Below are 18,389 nucleotides of genomic sequence, written 5' to 3' on the forward strand. Positions count from 1 at the left end.
TCGACTCGCACTCACCAGGACGTCTTTGTAGAAATACAGGCCCACTCCCCGATCGCCGTCACCCCCGGCTCCGGTAGAGCAGGGACGTGCGGCCCAGCTCGATCCGGTCGCCGTCGCTCAGGCGGACCTCGCCCCCCACGGCTCGACCGTTCAGGCGAGTCCTGCCCTCCGGGTCCAGGTTCCGGAGCAGATGCCCCCCCGCCGTCCGCTCGATCTCGGCATGACGGCGACCGATCGACGCGTCGCCGAACAATCCGATCTCCGCCCGTTCATCCAGTCCGACCCGCGCCAGCGCCGTCCCCAGCAGGTACGAACGCCCCTCCTGCCGGCCGTTCAGGACCATCACCCACGACCGCCTCAGCACCTGTTCCACCAGGGCCAGGAACACCCCCAGCCCCGCCCCCAGGATCGCCACGCCCAGCCCCTGGCTCAGGTCGTAACGGTTCCCGAGTTGTTCACGCAGGACTTCGAACAGGAACCCGCCCACCAGGCCCCCCAGCCCGCCACCGATCAGGCCATACACCAGCCGCTGCCTCGATCGCGCGGCGATCCCCTGGCTCAGCCCGATCCCCAGCCCGAGGATCGCCCACGCGACGGCCCGACCGAACGGCCCCCCGCGCAGCCCCCCCAGCGCCATCTCGCCGAGCATCAGGCCGAGCATCCCCCCCATCGCCCCGGCGATCGCCCCCCAGGTGGCCGCCCGGGCCAGCTTCAGCAACGCCCCGTCCCGGATCGGGTCCACCGCGTTGAGGAAGAAGCCGATCGTCCCCCCCAGCGTCGCCCCCGCCAGGAGGTCCCGGATCCACCAGAGCCGATCCGCCTGCCGGACCGCGTCGAACGGACGGACCAATTCCACATAGCAATACAGGCCCACCACCGCGCCGAGCGCGCCGGCCACGGCCATCGCATAGACCTGACGGGCGTTGCTGCGCACGGCCCGGGCGAACGATCGGGGCTCTACCGACTCGACATGAGGCATCGATGGGTCATCCGTCTCGTTCCATCAAACGGAGGGAACGCCCCCCCTCGGCAATCACCCGGGCAATATGTCCGAACGCCTGCACCAGCTCACCCCGTCGCGCGAAGATCGACCCCTCCTCGGTGCTGGCCAGCCGCCGAAGGTAGTCGAGGTCCGCGTCGCCCGTGCCGATGGCGACGATCTCGACCCCGTCCTGCTTGGCGAGGTCGGCCCGCTCGACGGCCGATTCCGGGGCGTCCGGGTAGCCGTCGGTCAGGAGCACGAGGTATCGGGTCCGATCCAGCTCGGTCAGGTGGGCATGGGCCAGCTCGATGGCATCGGTCAGGTTGGTCGTCCCCTCGGCCACCAGGCGATTGATCGCGGCCAGCACCCGCCGCGCGTTGTCGGTCGCGTCGGCCTGCAGGTCGACCTGGTCCGAGAACGAGATCAGGCCGACCTCGGTCTGGGTGAAGTCGCAGCGGTCGAGGAAGGCCCTCGCCGCCTCCTGCGCCTCGACGAGCGGCTCTCCCGCCATGCTCGACGACACGTCGATCAGCAGGAAGATGCGGATCGGCCCCGCGTCCCCCTCCACCGCCCTCGACTCGGGCGGCCTGCCCAGCCACGACAGGTCATCGGGGACCGGCTCCACCGCGACGGCCAGGGCGTGCCTCGTGTCGCGCTGCTCCCCGGACACCTGCACCACGCCGTCGCGATCGTAGGAGAGGGAGACATCCACATCCACCTCGGCGTCCGTCGCCTGGATGCCCGTGAACACATATTTTCCCAGGATCGTGCAGTCGAGGGGGTCGGGGCTCTCCCCCTGCGTCAGGTAGACCTCCATCCGATCGTTCGCGCCGCCGTGCGTGGCCAGGCGGTACGATCGGGTCTCGCCCGCCGGGATCGGCCGATTGCGCGGGATCACCTGATCATTGACATAGCGCGACCCGTCGGGGCTGATGGCGACCGTCCCCAGGCTGTGCGACATCACGTCCCTGATCCGTTTCGCCCCGGGCAGCGTGAAGGACGGGGCCGGCGCGGCCCTGGCCCCCCCCAGCGTGAAGCGCGGGCGAGCGTCTTCCGGGTGATCCTCTCCCGCCAGGATGGCCGCCTGGATGACCGCACCCAGCGCCACAACCTCGTCGACATTGACGCCCGCCCGGGGAGCCTGGCCGCTCATCTCGCTCACGAACGCCCGGACCATCGGCATCCGGGTGGATCCACCGACCAGCAAGACCCCCGACAGGTCGGCCCAGCGCAGGCCGGCCGCCCGGATCGCCTCCTCCGTCAGGGCCCTCGTCCGGTCCATCAAGGGGAAGGTCATCCCCTCGAATTCGTCTCGGGTCAGCTCGAAGCTCCGCCGCTCGGCCCCCAGTTGCAGGGTGACCCGCGTGGCCGACCGCTCCGAGAGCTGCCACTTCGCCTGCTCGCTCCGCACCAGGACCTCGTTCAGCGCGATCGGGTCATCCAGCGGGTCGAACCCGGTCTCGGCCTCGAACCGCTCGGCCAGGAACGTGGCGATGCGATCGTCCCAGTTCTTGCCGCCGAGGTCGTGGTCCCCCGCCGTCGACCGGACGACGATTTCCTCGGGCGTGATCGCGGCCACCGTCACGTCGAAGGTCCCGCCGCCGAGGTCGTAGATCAAGACCGTCTCCTCGACCCCGCTCCGCTGCAGGCCATACGCCAGGGCCGCGGCGGTCGGCTCGTTGATGATCCCCATCACCTCCAGGCCGGCCCGGGTGCCGGCGTCGATCGTCGCCTTCCGCTGCGCATCGGCGAAATAGGCGGGGACCGTGATGACCGCCCGGGTCACCGGTTCGCCGATGGCCGCTTCCGCGTCCTCTTTCAGCCGGGCCAGGACCAGGGCCGACAATTCCGTCGCGTCGTAATTGCGGTCCCCGAAGCGCAGGGAGAACAGGGGATTGCCCATCTGCGGCTTGAAGAAGCTGGCGATCTGGTCGTCGCCCAGCCGGGCATACTCCCTCGCCTCCTGCCCGATGCTCGGCGGATCGGTGCCGAAGTAGAGGACCGAGGGGGTGATGGTCGCGCCGTCTCGATTCGGGATGACTTCCGGACGGCCGTAGGCGTTGCGTCTCGCGACGACGGAATTGGTCGTCCCCAGGTCGATCCCGACGAAGGCGCTCATGTCGTCACCACTCCGCAATCGACCGGGGAGCCGCTGTCGTGCACGGGCCGAGGCGTCACCACGCTCAGAAGGCTCCCTGGACTTCCAACGCTTTCATGCCCAGGGCGAACATCACGAAGCCGATCGTCGATCCCGCGAAGAACGGCCAGAGGTCGTCGAATCGCGTCACCAGGTAATAGCCCGTATAAATCGGGATGAACAGATACAACATGCCATGCAGCATGTCCTCGCGGAAGGCCGCGTACGCCCCCACGAAGTAGCCAATCGCCGTCAGGAGCAGCCCCATCCCGATCAGGGCCATCCCCCCCCAACCCCTGAACCCCGGGATGACGAACGTGGCCACCGCCAGCACCAGGCCGACGACCAGGATCCCGACGAGCAGCTTCACCCGACCGTCGCCGCTCCAATCCCGGATCTCCTCCCGAGAGGTCTTCGGCTTCCGCGGCTTGGGCCGATACCGATCGACCGGGACGTGCTCGAGCGAGCCTTCGCGATACGACGGGGTGAAGGTCGACCCGCCGTGTTCGGCCCGATTCGCCAGCACCACGGGGGCCGGCCCCCGCTCGGGCAGCTCGGCCAGGTCGTAGGCATTCGCCGCGGCCTCGCCCGGCTCCGGCAAGACAAAAACAGCCTTGCAGTGCTTGCAACGGACCGATCGCCCGGCCCAGTCGCTCCGGGCCTTGCCCGGGGCCGCGCACGAGGGGCAGACGAACTCGAACGTGGTGCTCATCGGCGGGTCACTCTCCGTCGGGGCGATCGCTCCGGCCCGGGCCCGTCACACGCGCATCGGGTCACGAGACCTGCATCAACCGAAGCGCGGTCGACCGTTGCTCGACCTCCTCGGCGCTCATCACGGCCTCGGTCTCGAACTCGACGTCGATCGACCCGCCGCCGGTCAGGTCCTTGGCCGTCACGGTCAGCCGGCCGTCGCGCGTGATGCCGAAGGTCACCCGGATCGGGCTCTTCGCCGGGAGGTTGTCGGGCAGGTGCAACTGCGCGACCCCGACTTCCTGGCAGTCTTCCGGCTCGGGGCTGTCGCGCTCGCCGGCCATCACCCGGATGTCGACCCCCGCCTGATTGGCCTGGTCGGTGCCGAAGTCCTGGGTCTTCTCCATCGGCACCTCGCCATTGCGCGGCAGGAGATAGACGACCACATCCTGCCCCTCGTCGTTCCGGGCGATCACCCCGAGGCTCTTGGACAGCACGTTGACGATCTGCGTGCTCACCAGCTCCCGGACGGGGCCGGTCAGGGTGAATCCCGTCTCCTGCTCGATCTTGTCGAGCGCCTCCTGCATCTCCTGCTCGCTGACGGCCGAGGGGTCGAACGCCCCCGACTCACTCCCCGTACCCGGCAGATAATTGACGACCTGTTGCTGAATCGACTCCTTGAAGCCGTACAGCGCGGCCCCCTTGGCGACCGCCTCGTCCGGGTCGAAACTGATCGGCTCGATCCCGAACTCGGCGACCAGGCGATCGTGCACCTGAGGCATCCGGGTGGCCCCGCCCACGAGGATGAGCGAGTCGAACGACTCGAACCCCTTCGCCTTGGCGTCGGCCAGCATCTCGCGGGTCAGTTCCAGCGTCCGGTCCATCAGGTGCCGGGTGATCTCCTCGAACGCCGCCCGGTCGAGCTCGACCCGGGCCGACTGCCCGGCGTGGGTCACGCGGAAGGGCGCCTTCTCGCGCTGGGTGAGCGTCTTCTTGCCCCGCTCGGCCTGGAGGAAGAGATCGTTCAGGACCTCCGAATCGTCCATCGGGTCGCTGTCCACGCCGGTCTGCTCCCGGAACTGATCGGCGAGGGACATCACGATCGCCTCGTCCCAGAGGGTGCCGCCGAGGCGGTGATCGCCCCCGGTGCAAATCACCCGGATCAGGCGATCCTTGATCTCGATCATCGTCACGTCGAACGTGCCGCCGCCGAGGTCGTACACCAGGACCACCTGGTCGCGTTCCTGCTCCAGGCCGTAGGCGATCGCCGCGGCCGTCGGCTCGTTCAGCACGGCCCGGACGTTCAGGCCCGCCAGCGTCCCGGCGTTGGCCGTCGCCTCGCGCTCGGCGGTGCCGAAATAGGCCGGGCAGGTGATGACGACGTCGGTGATCTTCTCGTCGTCCCCCAGGCCGAGCGCGACCTCGGCGTCGCCCACCACCTTGCGCAGGATGAACGAGCTGATGTCCTCGGGGCTGTAGGCCTGCCCCTCGTACTCGAAGACGTAATGCGGGTCGCCCATGTGCTGCTTGACCCGGCTGACCACCCGATCCGGCTCGACCTTCGCCGACTCCTTCGCCGTGTTCCCCACGATGATCGCATCGCCGTCGAACAGGACCACCGACGGCGTGATCCGCTCGCTCTCCTGGTTCGGCACGATCACGGGCTTCCCGTGCTCATCGACGTAGGCTATCGCCGAATAGGTCGTCCCCAGGTCGATGCCGTAGACCCGCTTCATCGGCTCGCTCACGGCGCAAGTCCTTGTTAGCAAGAAAATTGGAGGCTTACTAGAGTTTCGGATGGATCGATCGAAATTCTTCTTAAAGTATTCGCCCCGTCGAGTCTCCTATTTTAGTGCATCTCCGAGTCCATCGCAGTAGTGCTGTTCAAAACTACCTTGTAGAAAGGTTGTCGCCATCAATCCACACCGTCCAGCGTTCATGGAGATGGTGCTTGATCGGACTGAACCCATGTGAGAAAATCTCCGGATGGGGCAGATATTATTTCGCGCAACCTTCCATTTACACTAGGGTTAGACGATGGACCTTATTGATCATCTCTCACAAATCGCCGCTCGAATTCCCGCACATCGTGTTCATCTGGCAACTGAGGAAGCGACGAAAAATGCCTTGGTGCTCCCCCTAATCAACGCTCTCGGATACAACGTCTTCGATCCCACTGAGGTCGTGCCCGAGTTTATCGCCGATGTAGGCACAAAGAAGGGTGAAAAAGTCGACTATGTGATCATGCGAGATGGAAAGCCAGCTATTCTAATCGAATGCAAGTCAGTCGGATCTAAATTAAGCCTAAATCACGCTTCGCAACTCTTCAGGTACTTCACCACCACTGACGCGCGTTTCGCCGTGCTGACAGACGGTATCGAGTACCAGTTCTACACCGACATCGAAGCGCCAAACAAAATGGATTCGCATCCATTCTTCGAATTTTCCATGTTGAGCCTCGACGGAAAGATCGTCGAAGAAATCAAGAAATTTTCAAAGCAAGCTTTTGATTTGAACAACATTTTGTGCAATGCAAGTGAGTTGAAATACAAGAAGCAAATCCGAGGCCTGCTCGCAAACGAGATGAACTCGCCTTCAGACGAGTTTGTGAGGCTCTTCACCAAGCAAGTCTACAACGGCCCCATCACAACGAATGTCAAACAACAATTTTCCCAACTCGTTGGAGACGCCTTTCGCGACTTCATAAAAGAGATGGTCCAGCAGCGAATCCAGACAGCACTCGACGGAGTCAGTCCGGTCTCCTCCTCAATCACATCCGACTCCCGCACCGACGATTGCCAAGAGAATGAAGAGGAAATCGTCACCACCGAGGAGGAAACCGAGGGGTATCACATCGTCCGAGCGATTCTCTCGAAGCACGTTAACCCTCGGCGAATCGTGATCCGTGACACGAAAAGTTACTGCGGAATCCTCCTCGACGACAATAATCGCAAACCGATCTGCCGACTTCGATTCAATTATTCTCAGAAATATGTAGGGCTGTTCGATGCCCAGAGAAACGAGGAGAAGATTCCGATTGAGGCACCAACAGACCTGTTTAAATATGAATCCAGACTTGTTGACACGATCATCTACTACACCAACCAACAACAAAAACCGAAGTCGGAAGATCTCGCACCTCAAAATGGTGAGAGCCTCGAATCCTTACCAAAAACCGAACTAAGCCAAATTTGAGTCACCGCAAAACTCAAGATTTTTTTACGGCATTTCCAAAGCTCGAAGAAGAGAGAGGAATGAGGTGGTCGACCAACCCGAAATCGGATGAGTCAAACTCGCTTCATTCCTCTCTCCAGCGATCAACCGCTGAGTTCACGGCGAACGAATCAGCCCTCCGGGGTCATCCCCAGCACCACGTCGAACCGCGCCTCCAGCTCCCCGATGCGGGAGGCTTCGATCGGCTTGAAGTCGACGAGCACCGCCTTGCGATCGTCCGGGTCGGTCATCCGTCGCAGGATGCCGTCCTCGTCGTTCCCCGGGTGCCCGTCGATGTAGCACTGGGTGGTGAGCAGCGCCTCGCGGCCCTTCCAGATCTTGAAGTGGATGTGGGGCGTCCGGCCGGGATACGGCACGGGCTTGATCGTCCGGAAGTAGTACGAGCCGTCCGAGCCGGTCAGGAAGCGTCCGAAGCCCTGGAAATTCGCGTCCCGATCGCTGCGGTTCGCGCTGCCCGTGTGCAGGTAGGCACCGTGGTGGTCGACCTGCCAGATCTCCACCAGGGCGTTGCGCACGGGCGACCCCGACGCGTCGAGGATCCGCCCCGACAAATGCGTGACCTCGCCGACGGCCGGCGTGATCTCGTCGTTGATGATCAACAAGTCGTTGTCCGTGTCCAGCGGGAGCTGGTTCGGATAGAACGGCCCTTCGGTCTGAGGGGGCGTGCGGACCAGCTCCTCCGCGAAGGCCCCCCGGACCATGAACATGGCCGCGCCGAACGACAACCCGCCAATCATCTGCCGCCGATTGACACCGCGATGCTCCCCGAGTCCCATGCCATTGCTCCTCGTGCGCCGTCATCCGCCCCCCGACTCTCGGGGAGCGGACGAAACAGGGAAAAAACGAAAGGTCCTTCCGGAGAATGAGCGACAAATCGCGGCCGATCGGCTCATCGACCGTCGTCCTCGCCCCGGGACCCCGCCTCAGGACGGGGGAGGATCCCCCGCCGATCCCGCCGATCGGTTCAGGGCGAAGACGGACACCAGCTCGGGCCGGATCACCTTCTCGTCCAGGACAAACCCCGGCCGCAGCCGGGCGGCGATCCGCTTCGCCCGCCCCGGGTCGTCGGTCGCCACGGTCGAGACGGCCCGTTGCCGACGCGGATCGAACGTCTGCTCGTCGGTCCGGAACGGCTCGACCCCCTGGCGGTAGAGGACGTCCTCCAGGCCTTGCTGCACGTCTCGGAGCACCTGAATCGCGGCGGCCTCCGCCAGCGCCTCGGCCATCTTCCCCAGGTCGTCGTGCAACTGAATCAGGTCGATGAAGATGGGCCTGGTGATCTTCAACAGCAGGTCGTTCTTGTAGTCTTGCAACTCCGCATGGAGCCGGTCCACCACCTTCTCCCGACTCGACTCCGCCCGTGACTCCCGGTCCACCACCGCCTGGAGCTTTTCGAGGCGCCCGCCGAGATGGGCAATGGCATCGAGCACCGGGGCCATCGGGTCGACGGCCGGCGGCCCCGCGTCCCCTCTCCCCGAGACGGCCTCCGCCTCGACCGGTGGTTGCTCCCAGGTGTCCACCACCTGATAGGCCGAGGCCGCCAGGATCAAGGAAACCTCCACCCCTTCCGGCTCATCGGCCGCGGCTGGCGTCTCCTGCGGATCGGCGAGGACCTCGGAATCGTCGCGATGAGACGGGTCGCTCATGATCAGCTCAATCCCAATTGAAAGGAAGAAATCCGGCCTCGACCCCGCGAAGTTCACGATCGAATCAGGCCTTGCTGCCGGAGCAACCAGAGCAGCGGACGCTCGACCAGCAAGGGGGTCGGCAGCGGCTGGGCCGCGTCCTCCTCCGCCCCGGCCGCGTCCCCCAGCGCCGAGCAGGCGAAGAACCGATGCCTCGGGAAGTCGATGCCCAGATGCTCCAGGAACGACACCTGATCCCAGCGCCTCATGGCAGCCTGGACCTCGTCGTGAATCAGTTGATCGCTCAGTTGTTCGACGTTCTTCCCCGGCACCGACGCCGCGACCTCGTGCAGGGCGGTCCCGGGGGCCATCAACGGCCCCCAGCGGTCGAGCTTGTTCAGGCAGATGGCCAGCGGCACCCGCACCGGCGTCCGATCGAAGAAACCGGCGAGCTTCGAGAGATCCTCCCGGTAATCGGCCGGCGGCGCGATCGCCTCCTTCGGCGTCAACCGGATGCGGGGGTCCGACGCCACCTGCGGCAGCCGCATCGGGTCGATCAACAGGAGAAGCCCCTTGGCCCGCTGGATCAGGTGCCCGGCCTCGCGCCTCAGGACGGAGAAATTCATCTCCCAGTCCTCGCCCGCCATGTCCGAGAACGACAGTAACGGCTCCGCCCCCCCCTTGCCCCGCCGCTTGACCCGATACACCAACGGCTGCAAGACCCTCCGGTTCATCTCCAGCGGGGGCGTTGGCATGTGGGCCTGGCGGGTCACTTCCCCCCACTGCCCCACCCCGATCCCTTCCATCGCCGACCCATACGTCACGTCCTGATATTCCTGCCGGTAGCGGCGGCGGACCTCCTCGTCGATCGGCTCCAGCAGCAGCCCGCGCTCGGGGCCGACGTGCTGATTCAGCTCGTGCAAGACGACCGTCATGAACGTCGTCTTGCCCACCGATTGCGGCCCGAAGATCGTCAGGTGCCCCGGCCTCCTGGCGATCGCCGCCTCGGGCATCCGCTGATGACACCTCGGGCACAACCGGCAATCGGCCTTCCCCCCGCATTGCGGGCAGTCGAGCGATCCGGGCAGGATCATCCAGTCCCACCGGCGTCGGAACCCTCGCCTCGGGTCCTGCCTCGGGTCGACCCACCACGGGCTTCGCACCATCGAATCCGCATGCGATCCGAAGAAGGTGCGCGTCAGGATCGGGTCCTCGACCTGCCGGCCGAAGTCCGTCTCGCAGACCGGGCTGTCGCACTTGATGTGCAGCTCGAAGGCCGCGAACCGCTCGAAGCAGAACGGGCACTGGATGCGCCGAAGCGGGTCGAGTCGCGTCAACAGGTCCAGCGGCATCGGCAGACTCGGATTGACAGGTCGAAGGATCCCGATCGAGGTCCGTCCGCCTCCCTCGCCGGGGCGGGGCGATCAATCAATCCATCGTCGCTCAATCGCCCGGGCGGTTCAACGGTGCAGGCCGACCCCGGCACCGATCGGCCCCGACCCGAGATCGACTGTTCATCGCCGCCCGGGCCGACTAAGATCGAATTCAATCCGCCCCATCGTTGGATCCGATCCGAGCCGGGCCCTTGAATCGCCCTTCGGTCCTGATGTCACGTCGCTTCCCCCTCGCCGCCTGGGTCACCCTGAGCGCCGCGTTGGCCGCCGCGGGTGCCTCGATCCGGTTCGACGGCAGCTATCGGGTCTCCGATCAGCTCGTGCTGGGCATGCTCTTCTTCGTCTCGGCGTTCATGCTCACCGTCGCCCTGATCTGCTGGCTCCCCCTGCTCCGCAGGCTCCCCGACGCCCGATCGACCGGCCGCGCCGTCGCCCTCTTCGTCCTCGCCCCGGCCCTCTCCATGGGCGTGCTGGCGAGCATGGCCTTCGAGTCCGAGGCCGCCGCCGCCGCCCGGCAGCGGTCCCACCTGATGCTCGTCGCCCGGATCATCATCGACGACTACGAGGCGCGGGGCCGCATGCCCGTCTTCTTCGACGACGCCCTGCAACGCTCCGGAGCCACACTCCCCCATCGCGGCGACGCCGACGGTCGCGCGCTCGTCTATCGCAAGCTCGACCCCGACTCGGCCCTGCTCTGCGCCCCCAATAGCCGGGTTCACCTCGAGATCCATCGAACCCAGACCCGCTTCCTGACCTGGCCCAAAGGCCATCCCGACCCCTGCGGCAATCGCTCCGACGCCTCCTACTTCTCCGACCCCGACTCGGTCCCCGGGGCGGCAGACGATCCCTCACCCCCGACGGCCGAGGCCCCCGGCGCAGGCACGCCGGGTCCTCGCTGATGTGCCCTTCGCGCGAGCGGCCGTCGACCCGATCGCCCGATCGCATCGACGGCCGCTCGTCGGTTCATCCGGCTCGAATCAGGCGCCTGCCGCCTTCTTCAACGCCTCGATCGCCGGGGCATAGTCGGGCTCGCTCGCCACTTCCTTCACGTATTCGACGTGCGTGATCGTCCCGTTCGGGTCGACCACGAACAACGCCCTGGCGAGCAAGGGGACCGGCACCCCCGCCATCAAGACGCCATAGTGCTCGCCGAAGCTCTGGTTGTGCAGGTCGGACAGATTCGTCATGTTGCCGACCTTCGCCTCGTCGCAGAAGCGGGCCATGGCGAACGGCAGGTCCGTGCTGATCGTGTACGCGGCGACCTTGTCGCCCAGCTCGTTCAAGGTCTTCGACAGGGTTCTCGTCTGCGTGCTGCAGACCGGGGTGTCCAGCGACGGCACGACGCTGAACAGCCTCGCCTTGCCGCCCGTGTCCTTCAACGTCACCACTGCAAGGCCCGAATCACCCTTCGTCACGCACGAGAACTCCGGGGCCGAATCCCCCACGTTCAGCCGAGGCCCGACCAGTTCGACCGGGTTCCCCTTCATCGTCACTTCGCCGCTGCGCGTTCCTGCCATCATGTCCCTCGCTGTTGAATGACCTGCTCAGACCCCATATCCATGACGATCGCGAATGATCATCGTCTCCTCAAGCCTGCGCGCCCGCCAGGGTGCGCCGCAGGCAATCAAGGCTCTGCCTCGCCGTCTCCTCGGCCCCCGGGGCGAAGTCGAAGACCTCGACCGACACCCAGCGGTCGTATCCCGAGTCCACCAGCGCCTTCATAATCGGCCCGAAGTCGGTGTTCCCCATGCCCGGCCCCCTCAGGTTCGGGTCGTTGGCGTGGAAATGGCCGGCATACGGCGCATGCCGCCGGATCAGGTCGGGGACCGTCCCCCCCGGGTCGCTCGACATCGCCTTCACGTCCAGGTGCAGCGTCACGTTCGGATGCCCGACCCGCTCGATCAAGGCCCGCGTCTCGGCGATGCTCGTCAGGAAGTTCGTCTCCTCGCTCGTCAGCGGCTCCATGCACAGCTCGACCCCGTGCGCTTCAAGGTCGCCGGTCACCGTCTGGAGCACCTCGACCGCGAACCGCTCGCCGTCCTCGCGGGACAGGTCCATGGCGATGTCCCGCTGCTTCGGCGAGCCGAAGACCATCACCGACCCGCCCATCTCTCTCGTCGCCTCGATCAGCGCCTTCAGGTAGTCGATCGTGTTGAACCGGACCGTCGGGTCGGGGCTCGTCAGGTGATACCCGTCCGTCTTCGCCAGAAGCCAGTGCAGGCCGATCGTCTCCAGGCCGCTCTCCTCGATCGTCTGCTTGATCTCGGCCCGGCGGTCCTTCCCCAGCATCGTCACCAGCGGCGCCAGGGTGAACGGGGCCAGCTCGATCCCGTCGTACCCCAGTTCCTTGACCACCGCGCAGGTCCGGGCGAGATCCCACCCCTCGAACAACTCGTTGCAAATCCCGAATCGAATCATCGCCTGGTCCTGTCCTGAGAAAGGGTTCCCGATCGCTTCGCGCCGATCGACCGATCAGTCACGACTGCAAGTCCCTGTGAATTGGATTCCACCCCGACGACGGTCCCGCCCTGCCCCCCGCCGTCTCCCTCTTCCGACCCTGGGCGAGGCGATTACCCGGCGGAGTCCGAGAATCGCCCCATTCTCGCCGATTCCTCGGCCGAGGCCACCGTATTGGCCAGCAGCATGGCGATGGTCATCGGCCCAACCCCCCCCGGGACCGGCGTGATCCACGAGGCCACCTCGGCCGCCTCGTCAAACACCACGTCCCCGCACAGGCTCCCGTCCTCTTTGCGGTGGATGCCCACGTCCACCACCACCGCCCCCGCTTTGATCCAGTCGCCCCGGACCATCTCGGGCCGGCCGACCGCCGCGATCACGACGTCCGCCTCCCGCACGATCTCCGGGATCTCCCGGCTCGCCGAGTGGCAGACCGTCACCGTCGCGTCGCCGAACGCCCCTTTTTGAAGCAAGAGCAGTGCCATCGGCTTGCCCACGATGTTCGACCGCCCCAGCACCACCGCCCGCTTCCCCTTCGTCTCGACCCCTTGCCGACGCAGCAGCTCGACCACCCCGAGCGGCGTGCACGACGCGAACCTCGGCCGACCGATCGCCAGCAGGCCGACGTTCTCCGGGTGGAAGCCGTCCACGTCCTTGCCCGGGCTCACCCGGTCGATCACCCGATCCGGGTCGATCTGCCGGGGCAGGGGCAACTGCACCAGGATGCCATCCACCGCCGGGTCGTCGTTCAGGCGATCGACCACCCCCAGCAGCTCCGCCTCGCCCGTCGAGGCCGGGAGCCGCAGCACCGTCCCCTCGATCCCGACCTCCCGGGCCGCCTTCTCCTTGTTCCTCACGTAGATCGCGCTGGCCGGATCGTCCCCGACCAGCACCGCCGTCAGGCCCGGCACCTTCCCGTGCTGCTCCCTGAGCACCGCCACCCGGTCCCGAAGTTCCCCTCGGATCACCCGGGCCGTCTCTTTGCCGTCGAGGATCTGCGCCGACACCGCTCTCACTCCCATCCCATCACCCTGTCCCGCGGGCCGGCCCGCCAGGGTGAAGTTTCCTCATGTTCGTCCAGGTGATGGTCTTCGAAGGCCCCCGATGGGCTACGTCCGACGTCTCGAGGCGGTCAATCGTCCAGAGGCTCCGAGTGCGACGGCTCGTCGCACTCCCCCGGCCCCAGCACCCGAATCGTCACCTCATCGCCCGGGCCGAGTTCCTCTTGCAGCCACCGCACCGATCGACCGTCCGCGGTCCGACTGGCATGGACGATCAGATCCGCCACCTCGGTCGGTTCCTCGCTCGTTCGGGACTGCCAACGAAGAACGTCTGCCGCCAGGGTGCCTGGTCCGACCGAGCCGACCACGCAACGCCTCTCGCCATTGACGAGGATCTCGAAGCGAAGCCCTTCGGATCGCATTCCCCCTCCGCCGCCCCATCCCGGAGCGAGCAAGGCCCGACGTCCGCCCGAACCCTCCTCCCTCACGCCACGGCCGAGTATATCCCCCCCTCCGCGCCCCGGCGACCCCTCGCCGATTCTCCGGAGAATTGCCCAACCTTTCCTGAATTTCGCCCCTCCTCTCCACGATGATAAGAGAGGACCCGTTTCCCTCGACTTCCCCCCGCACCCGATGAAGCGGCCCGTCCCCGCAGACTCCGACCGACCGCATCCAGCCCCCGCTCCGCGCCCGAAGCGAGGCGCCCGGGGTGACGGGTGGCCGTCCGGCGCCCACGACAATGCGCTCGATCCCCCTGCAGCGACTGCACGATGGGATTCTCCCGGCCAATGACCATCCCCGAACCCGTTCCCCGTCACCTGTACCGCCCCTCCTCGGCCCAGATCACCCGTCAACCAAGCCGCAGGACCGCCACCTGATTTGACGAAACGAATTACGATGCGCCACCTGAAATTCCTCCCAACGAACCACTTACGACATCTCACCGATCTCCCCATCGGCGCACCGACCGGCGCACCGGGTCGCGCACCGACCGGTGCATCTCCCGTCGCATCCGTGCTCTGCCGATCGACCGTACCCAGACCGGCACCACGCTCCCGCCCCCTCTCGCCTGTTGCAGTCCTGGCTCCGTCGCATTCAGGACCGCGATACACGAAGCGAAGCGGACCCGGGTTCGAGAAAGCCCTCTCACGAAACGACTCAGGGGGTCCCGCGCCGCGTTCAACCGGCGCACCGTCCGGCGCACCCGGGGCGCACCGATTGGCGCACCCGACCCGCCTCGCATCCAACCGCCTGCTCCTCCCGAGGGACATGGTTTGCCGTCGCGGAGTCCACCCTCGCGCGTCGTCCCCCCTCCGCGCAGGATCGCGGCTCCAGCGACCTGCGGGTACCCTCCCCGTTCACGAAACGGATCGAGCCGATTCACCACAAACCCTACTCTTGCAGACAGTTTGGGAATTCCATGCGACGCAAATTGTGCGCATCAAGCGGCGCATCTCGGGCGCATCCGGCGGCGCACCCTCCGCGTCGTTCACCTCGTCGCGAGCAGTCGCTTGCGTGTCTCGATCTCCCTCCTCGGCAGGCCCTCCGCCCGATCGACCCCGCACACGCCCTGACGATTGCCGCCGGACAGGATTCCCGAAACGAATCGGCCTGATTCGCCCCAGCATCATTCACAACAAGCCTTTACGCCCAATCGGTCCCCCTCCATCGAGGCGCACCGCGGGCGCACCGTCCGGCGCACCCGGGGCGCACACCGGCACCCGGGCAAAGTCCCATCGAATTGCCTCCGATGGCCCGATTCGCGAAAATCGATCGGGCAGCTCCTGGTAAGATAAGCATGCTGGCCGGCCCCAACGGGCCGCCGAACTCAAGATCCTCCCCCGGACGTGTGACGACCTCTCGACGCTCTCCTCCTACGAGTCCCCGCCACTTCAATGTCTGACCTCGATCGTCCCGACCCTTATCGTTACGACGTCGTCGTCATCGGCGCCGGCCACGCCGGCCTCGAGGCCGCCCTCGCCTCGGCCCGCATGGGCAGGCGGACGGTCCTGCTGACGCTCAATGCCGACGGCGTCGGCCAGATGAGCTGCAACCCGGCCATCGGCGGGGTCGCCAAGGGGCAGATCGCGCGCGAGGTCGATGCCCTCGGCGGGGCCATGGGACTTCTGACCGACGCCGCCGGAATCCAGTTCCGGCTCCTCAATCGCGGCAAGGGGCCTGCCATGCACAGCCCCCGCGCTCAGTGCGACAAGAAGGCCTATCAGGTGCTCGCCAAGCTGATGGTCGAGCGGCAAGCGGGCCTGACCCTCCGGCAGGAGATGGTCGAGGGGATCGTCGTCGAGTCCGGCCGCGCGGTCGGGGTCCGGGTCCGAGGGGGAGCCATCTACCGGGGCCGCGCCGTCGTCGTGACGACCGGGACCTTCCTCAAGGCGCTCATGCACACCGGCGAGCAGCAGACCGCCGGCGGCCGGGCCGGCGACGTTTCCGCCGAGGGGCTCTCGGGGAACCTCCGCGAGCTCGGCTTCGAGCTGCAGCGCTTCAAGACCGGCACCCCTCCCCGTCTGAACGGGCGCACCATCGACTTCGCCGCCCTCGAACCCCAGCCGGGCGACCCCGAGCCGGTCCCTTTCTCCTTCCTCACCGACCGGATCGAGCAGCCGCAGCTCGACTGCCACCTCACCTACACCAACCCGACCGTCCACGACCTCATCCGCGAGAACCTGGACCGGGCCCCCATGTACTCCGGGCAGATCCAGAGCACCGGCCCCCGCTATTGCCCCTCGATCGAGGACAAGGTCGTACGCTTCGCCGACCGCGAGCAGCACCAGATCTTCCTCGAACCCGAAGGGAGGCAGACCCTCGAATACTACTGCAACGGCATCTCCACGAGCCTCCCGAGGGACGTCCAGGAGGCGATCATCCCTCGGATCCGCGGCCTGGAACGGGCCGAGATCATGCGGTTCGGCTACGCCGTCGAATATGACTTCGCCCCCCCGACTCAGCTCCAGCCGACCCTCGAAACCAAACTCGTGCCCGGCCTCTACTTCGCCGGGCAGATCAACGGCACGACCGGCTACGAGGAGGCCGCCGCCCAGGGGATCGTCGCCGGCATCAACGCCGCCCTCGCCAGCACCGGAGACGAGCCGATGGTCCTCGACCGCACCCAGGCGTACATCGGGGTCCTGATCGACGACCTCGTGACCAAGGGGGTCGACGAGCCGTACCGGATGTTCACGAGCCGCGCCGAGTACCGCCTCCTCCTCCGCCACGACAACGCCGACCTCCGCCTCACCGACCTCGGCCGCCGCCTCGGCCTGGTCGACGACGACCGCTGGTCCCGCTTCGTCCGCCGCCGCGACCGGATCGAAGCCCTGCGCGACCAGCTCCGCTCGGTCCGCGTCGATGCGGTGTCGCTGGAGCAGATCCTCCGCCGCACCGAGGTCTCGTGGGACGACCTGAAGGCACTCCACCCTACCCTCTCCGAATTCGACGGCGACGGCACCGGGGCGGTCGAGCAGGCGACGATCGAGGCCAAGTACGGCGGCTACATCGCCCGGCAAGCGCTGGAGATCGAGAAGGTCCGCCGCCTCGAAGACAAGGCCATTCCCAGCGATTTCGACTACGACCGGATCCCCCAGCTTCGGAACGAGGCGAGGGAGAAGCTCCGCCGGGTCCGGCCGCGGTCGGTCGGCCAGGCCGCCCGGATCAGCGGCCTGAACCCCGCGGACCTCTCGACGCTCATCGTCTTCCTGAAGCGCCGAGGCCCGTCGGACGGCGGCAGCCTCCCCCGACCCCCGGCCACCCCGGCCCCCGTCGACGGGTCCTCCGCCGCCGAATCCCCGACCCGCGACGAGCGCGTGCCCCTCCCATAGTCCCTTGTCCCCAGGGTCGGCCGGGGACCTTCGAACCCTCCTTGTCACGTTGTCTTCTCTGGGTTGACAGGACCAGAACCTATCTTATAATTGGCGATGTCGGTAAATTCGGCAATATCGAGAGTTTTGACCAGCTTTGCGGGATCAACAGGCCCCGCGGGGCTGAACCCGTCGCCGCCAATCGGGTCGGGGGATCGAATCTCGGGGCCGAGGTTTCGGCGTCGTTGTTGCGGGCGAGTCCGTGATCAGGGAGGAGTCGAGGGCGCCCGGCGAGGTGGCTCTCGCGAACCGGACGGGAGGTCCGGCCCGCGAGGTCGAGCCGGATAATAGCCTGGGGCTCGTGTCAAGGGGGCGATCCCGACGATGAAGACCGTTTTCACCACCGGTGAGGCAGCGAAGATCTGCAAGGTGAGTCAGCAGACGATCATCCGCTGCTTCGACTCCGGCCAGCTCAAGGGCTTCCGCGTGCCCGGGTCTCGGTTTCGTCGGATCCCGCGCGACGCCCTCTACCGCTTCATGAAGGAAAACAACATCCCGACCGACGCCCTGGAGAGCGGCCGTCGGCGGATCCTGGTGGTCGACGACGAGCCCGAGGTCGTCCAGATCATCAAGGATGCCCTGCTCGCCGACGGCCGCTTCGAGGTCAAGGACGTCGACAACGGCTTCGGCGCGGGGATGATGGCCAAGGAGTATCACCCCGACCTGATGGTCCTCGACATCATGCTCCCGGACATCAACGGCAAGGCCGTCTGCGAGCTGGTCCGCCGCGACCCATCGATGTCGGACATCAAGATTTTCTGCATCTCGGGCATGATCGAGGAAGACAAGATCGGCGAACTGCACGAGTCGGGGGCCGACGACTTCATGTCCAAGCCGCTCGACGTCGATGAACTGATTCGACGCATCTGCAAGCTGCTCGACATCGAGGCGACCCGGGAATCGTGACCGCCGGACCGACCCGACGCGGCTCCGCTTGACCGGAATCGCCAAACGTCCTACGCTCTCCCAACCGCCGCACGACGCGGCGACCAGTCCG

15 protein-coding genes are annotated in these 18,389 nt (G+C 66.3%); 4 read left to right on the forward strand and 11 right to left on the reverse strand.

Going from position 1 to position 18,389, the window contains the following annotated elements:
- Positions 1–58: 58 nt before the first annotated feature.
- The 4 genes from AB1L88_RS04945 to AB1L88_RS04960 form a co-directional block, all read right to left on the reverse strand.
- A complete protein-coding gene (locus tag AB1L88_RS04945; RefSeq protein ID WP_367095518.1) occupies positions 59–979 on the reverse strand; it encodes an FHA domain-containing protein in 921 nt (306 codons plus the stop codon).
- A gap of 7 nt (positions 980–986) precedes the next feature.
- Positions 987–3,101: an Hsp70 family protein gene (locus AB1L88_RS04950; RefSeq protein ID WP_367095519.1), complete on the reverse strand. Its 2,115-nt coding sequence runs from the start codon at positions 3,099–3,101 to the stop codon at positions 987–989.
- 64 nt (positions 3,102–3,165) lie between these two features.
- Positions 3,166–3,831, reverse strand: a complete 666-nt coding sequence (locus AB1L88_RS04955) for a hypothetical protein (protein WP_367095520.1) — start codon at positions 3,829–3,831, stop codon at positions 3,166–3,168.
- A gap of 61 nt (positions 3,832–3,892) precedes the next feature.
- The gene (locus tag AB1L88_RS04960) at positions 3,893–5,557 is read right to left on the reverse strand and encodes an Hsp70 family protein (RefSeq protein WP_367095521.1); all 1,665 of its coding nucleotides are present in this window, start codon (positions 5,555–5,557) and stop codon (positions 3,893–3,895) included.
- Positions 5,558–5,846: 289 nt separating this feature from the next.
- Here AB1L88_RS04960 and AB1L88_RS04965 point away from each other — a divergent pair, with 289 nt between their 5' ends.
- Positions 5,847–7,004, forward strand: coding sequence for a type I restriction endonuclease (locus AB1L88_RS04965; protein WP_367095522.1), 1,158 nt, complete (start codon positions 5,847–5,849; stop codon positions 7,002–7,004).
- A 149-nt stretch (positions 7,005–7,153) separates the two neighbouring features.
- On the opposite strand, the gene AB1L88_RS04970 is transcribed toward AB1L88_RS04965, so the two are convergent.
- From AB1L88_RS04970 to AB1L88_RS04980, 3 genes are all read right to left on the reverse strand, one after another.
- The gene (locus AB1L88_RS04970; RefSeq protein WP_367095523.1) at positions 7,154–7,819 is read right to left on the reverse strand and encodes a protocatechuate 3,4-dioxygenase; all 666 of its coding nucleotides are present in this window, start codon (positions 7,817–7,819) and stop codon (positions 7,154–7,156) included.
- Positions 7,820–7,966: 147 nt separating this feature from the next.
- The gene (grpE, locus tag AB1L88_RS04975; RefSeq protein WP_367095524.1) at positions 7,967–8,689 is read right to left on the reverse strand and encodes a nucleotide exchange factor GrpE; all 723 of its coding nucleotides are present in this window, start codon (positions 8,687–8,689) and stop codon (positions 7,967–7,969) included.
- Between the two features lie 53 nt (positions 8,690–8,742).
- Positions 8,743–10,020: a hypothetical protein gene (locus AB1L88_RS04980; RefSeq protein WP_367095525.1), complete on the reverse strand. Its 1,278-nt coding sequence runs from the start codon at positions 10,018–10,020 to the stop codon at positions 8,743–8,745.
- A 233-nt stretch (positions 10,021–10,253) separates the two neighbouring features.
- Here AB1L88_RS04980 and AB1L88_RS04985 point away from each other — a divergent pair, with 233 nt between their 5' ends.
- On the forward strand, positions 10,254–10,961 hold the full coding sequence (locus tag AB1L88_RS04985; protein WP_367095526.1) for a hypothetical protein: 708 nt from the start codon (positions 10,254–10,256) through the stop codon (positions 10,959–10,961).
- A 78-nt stretch (positions 10,962–11,039) separates the two neighbouring features.
- Here AB1L88_RS04985 and tpx read toward each other — a convergent pair whose 3' ends face one another.
- The 4 genes from tpx to AB1L88_RS05005 form a co-directional block, all read right to left on the reverse strand.
- The gene (tpx, locus tag AB1L88_RS04990; protein WP_367095628.1) at positions 11,040–11,579 is read right to left on the reverse strand and encodes a thiol peroxidase; all 540 of its coding nucleotides are present in this window, start codon (positions 11,577–11,579) and stop codon (positions 11,040–11,042) included.
- 70 nt (positions 11,580–11,649) lie between these two features.
- Positions 11,650–12,480 carry a sugar phosphate isomerase/epimerase family protein gene (locus AB1L88_RS04995; protein ID WP_367095527.1) on the reverse strand — a complete coding sequence of 277 codons (831 nt, stop codon included), beginning with the start codon at positions 12,478–12,480 and terminating at the stop codon, positions 11,650–11,652.
- A 152-nt stretch (positions 12,481–12,632) separates the two neighbouring features.
- Entirely contained in the window at positions 12,633–13,526 is an 894-nt protein-coding gene (folD, locus tag AB1L88_RS05000) for a bifunctional methylenetetrahydrofolate dehydrogenase/methenyltetrahydrofolate cyclohydrolase FolD (protein ID WP_367095528.1), read from the reverse strand.
- 125 nt (positions 13,527–13,651) lie between these two features.
- Positions 13,652–13,942 carry a hypothetical protein gene (locus AB1L88_RS05005; RefSeq protein WP_367095529.1) on the reverse strand — a complete coding sequence of 97 codons (291 nt, stop codon included), beginning with the start codon at positions 13,940–13,942 and terminating at the stop codon, positions 13,652–13,654.
- Positions 13,943–15,415: 1,473 nt separating this feature from the next.
- Between AB1L88_RS05005 and mnmG the strand changes: the two genes are divergently transcribed.
- Positions 15,416–17,353, forward strand: coding sequence for a tRNA uridine-5-carboxymethylaminomethyl(34) synthesis enzyme MnmG (gene mnmG / locus AB1L88_RS05010; protein WP_367095530.1), 1,938 nt, complete (start codon positions 15,416–15,418; stop codon positions 17,351–17,353).
- A 363-nt stretch (positions 17,354–17,716) separates the two neighbouring features.
- Complete coding sequence (locus AB1L88_RS05015) at positions 17,717–18,298, forward strand: response regulator (RefSeq protein ID WP_367095531.1); 582 nt, start codon at positions 17,717–17,719, stop codon at positions 18,296–18,298.
- The last annotated feature ends 91 nt before the right edge of the window (positions 18,299–18,389 follow it).

This window comes from Tautonia sp. JC769, assembly GCF_040717455.1.
Taxonomy (GTDB): domain Bacteria; phylum Planctomycetota; class Planctomycetia; order Isosphaerales; family Isosphaeraceae; genus Tautonia.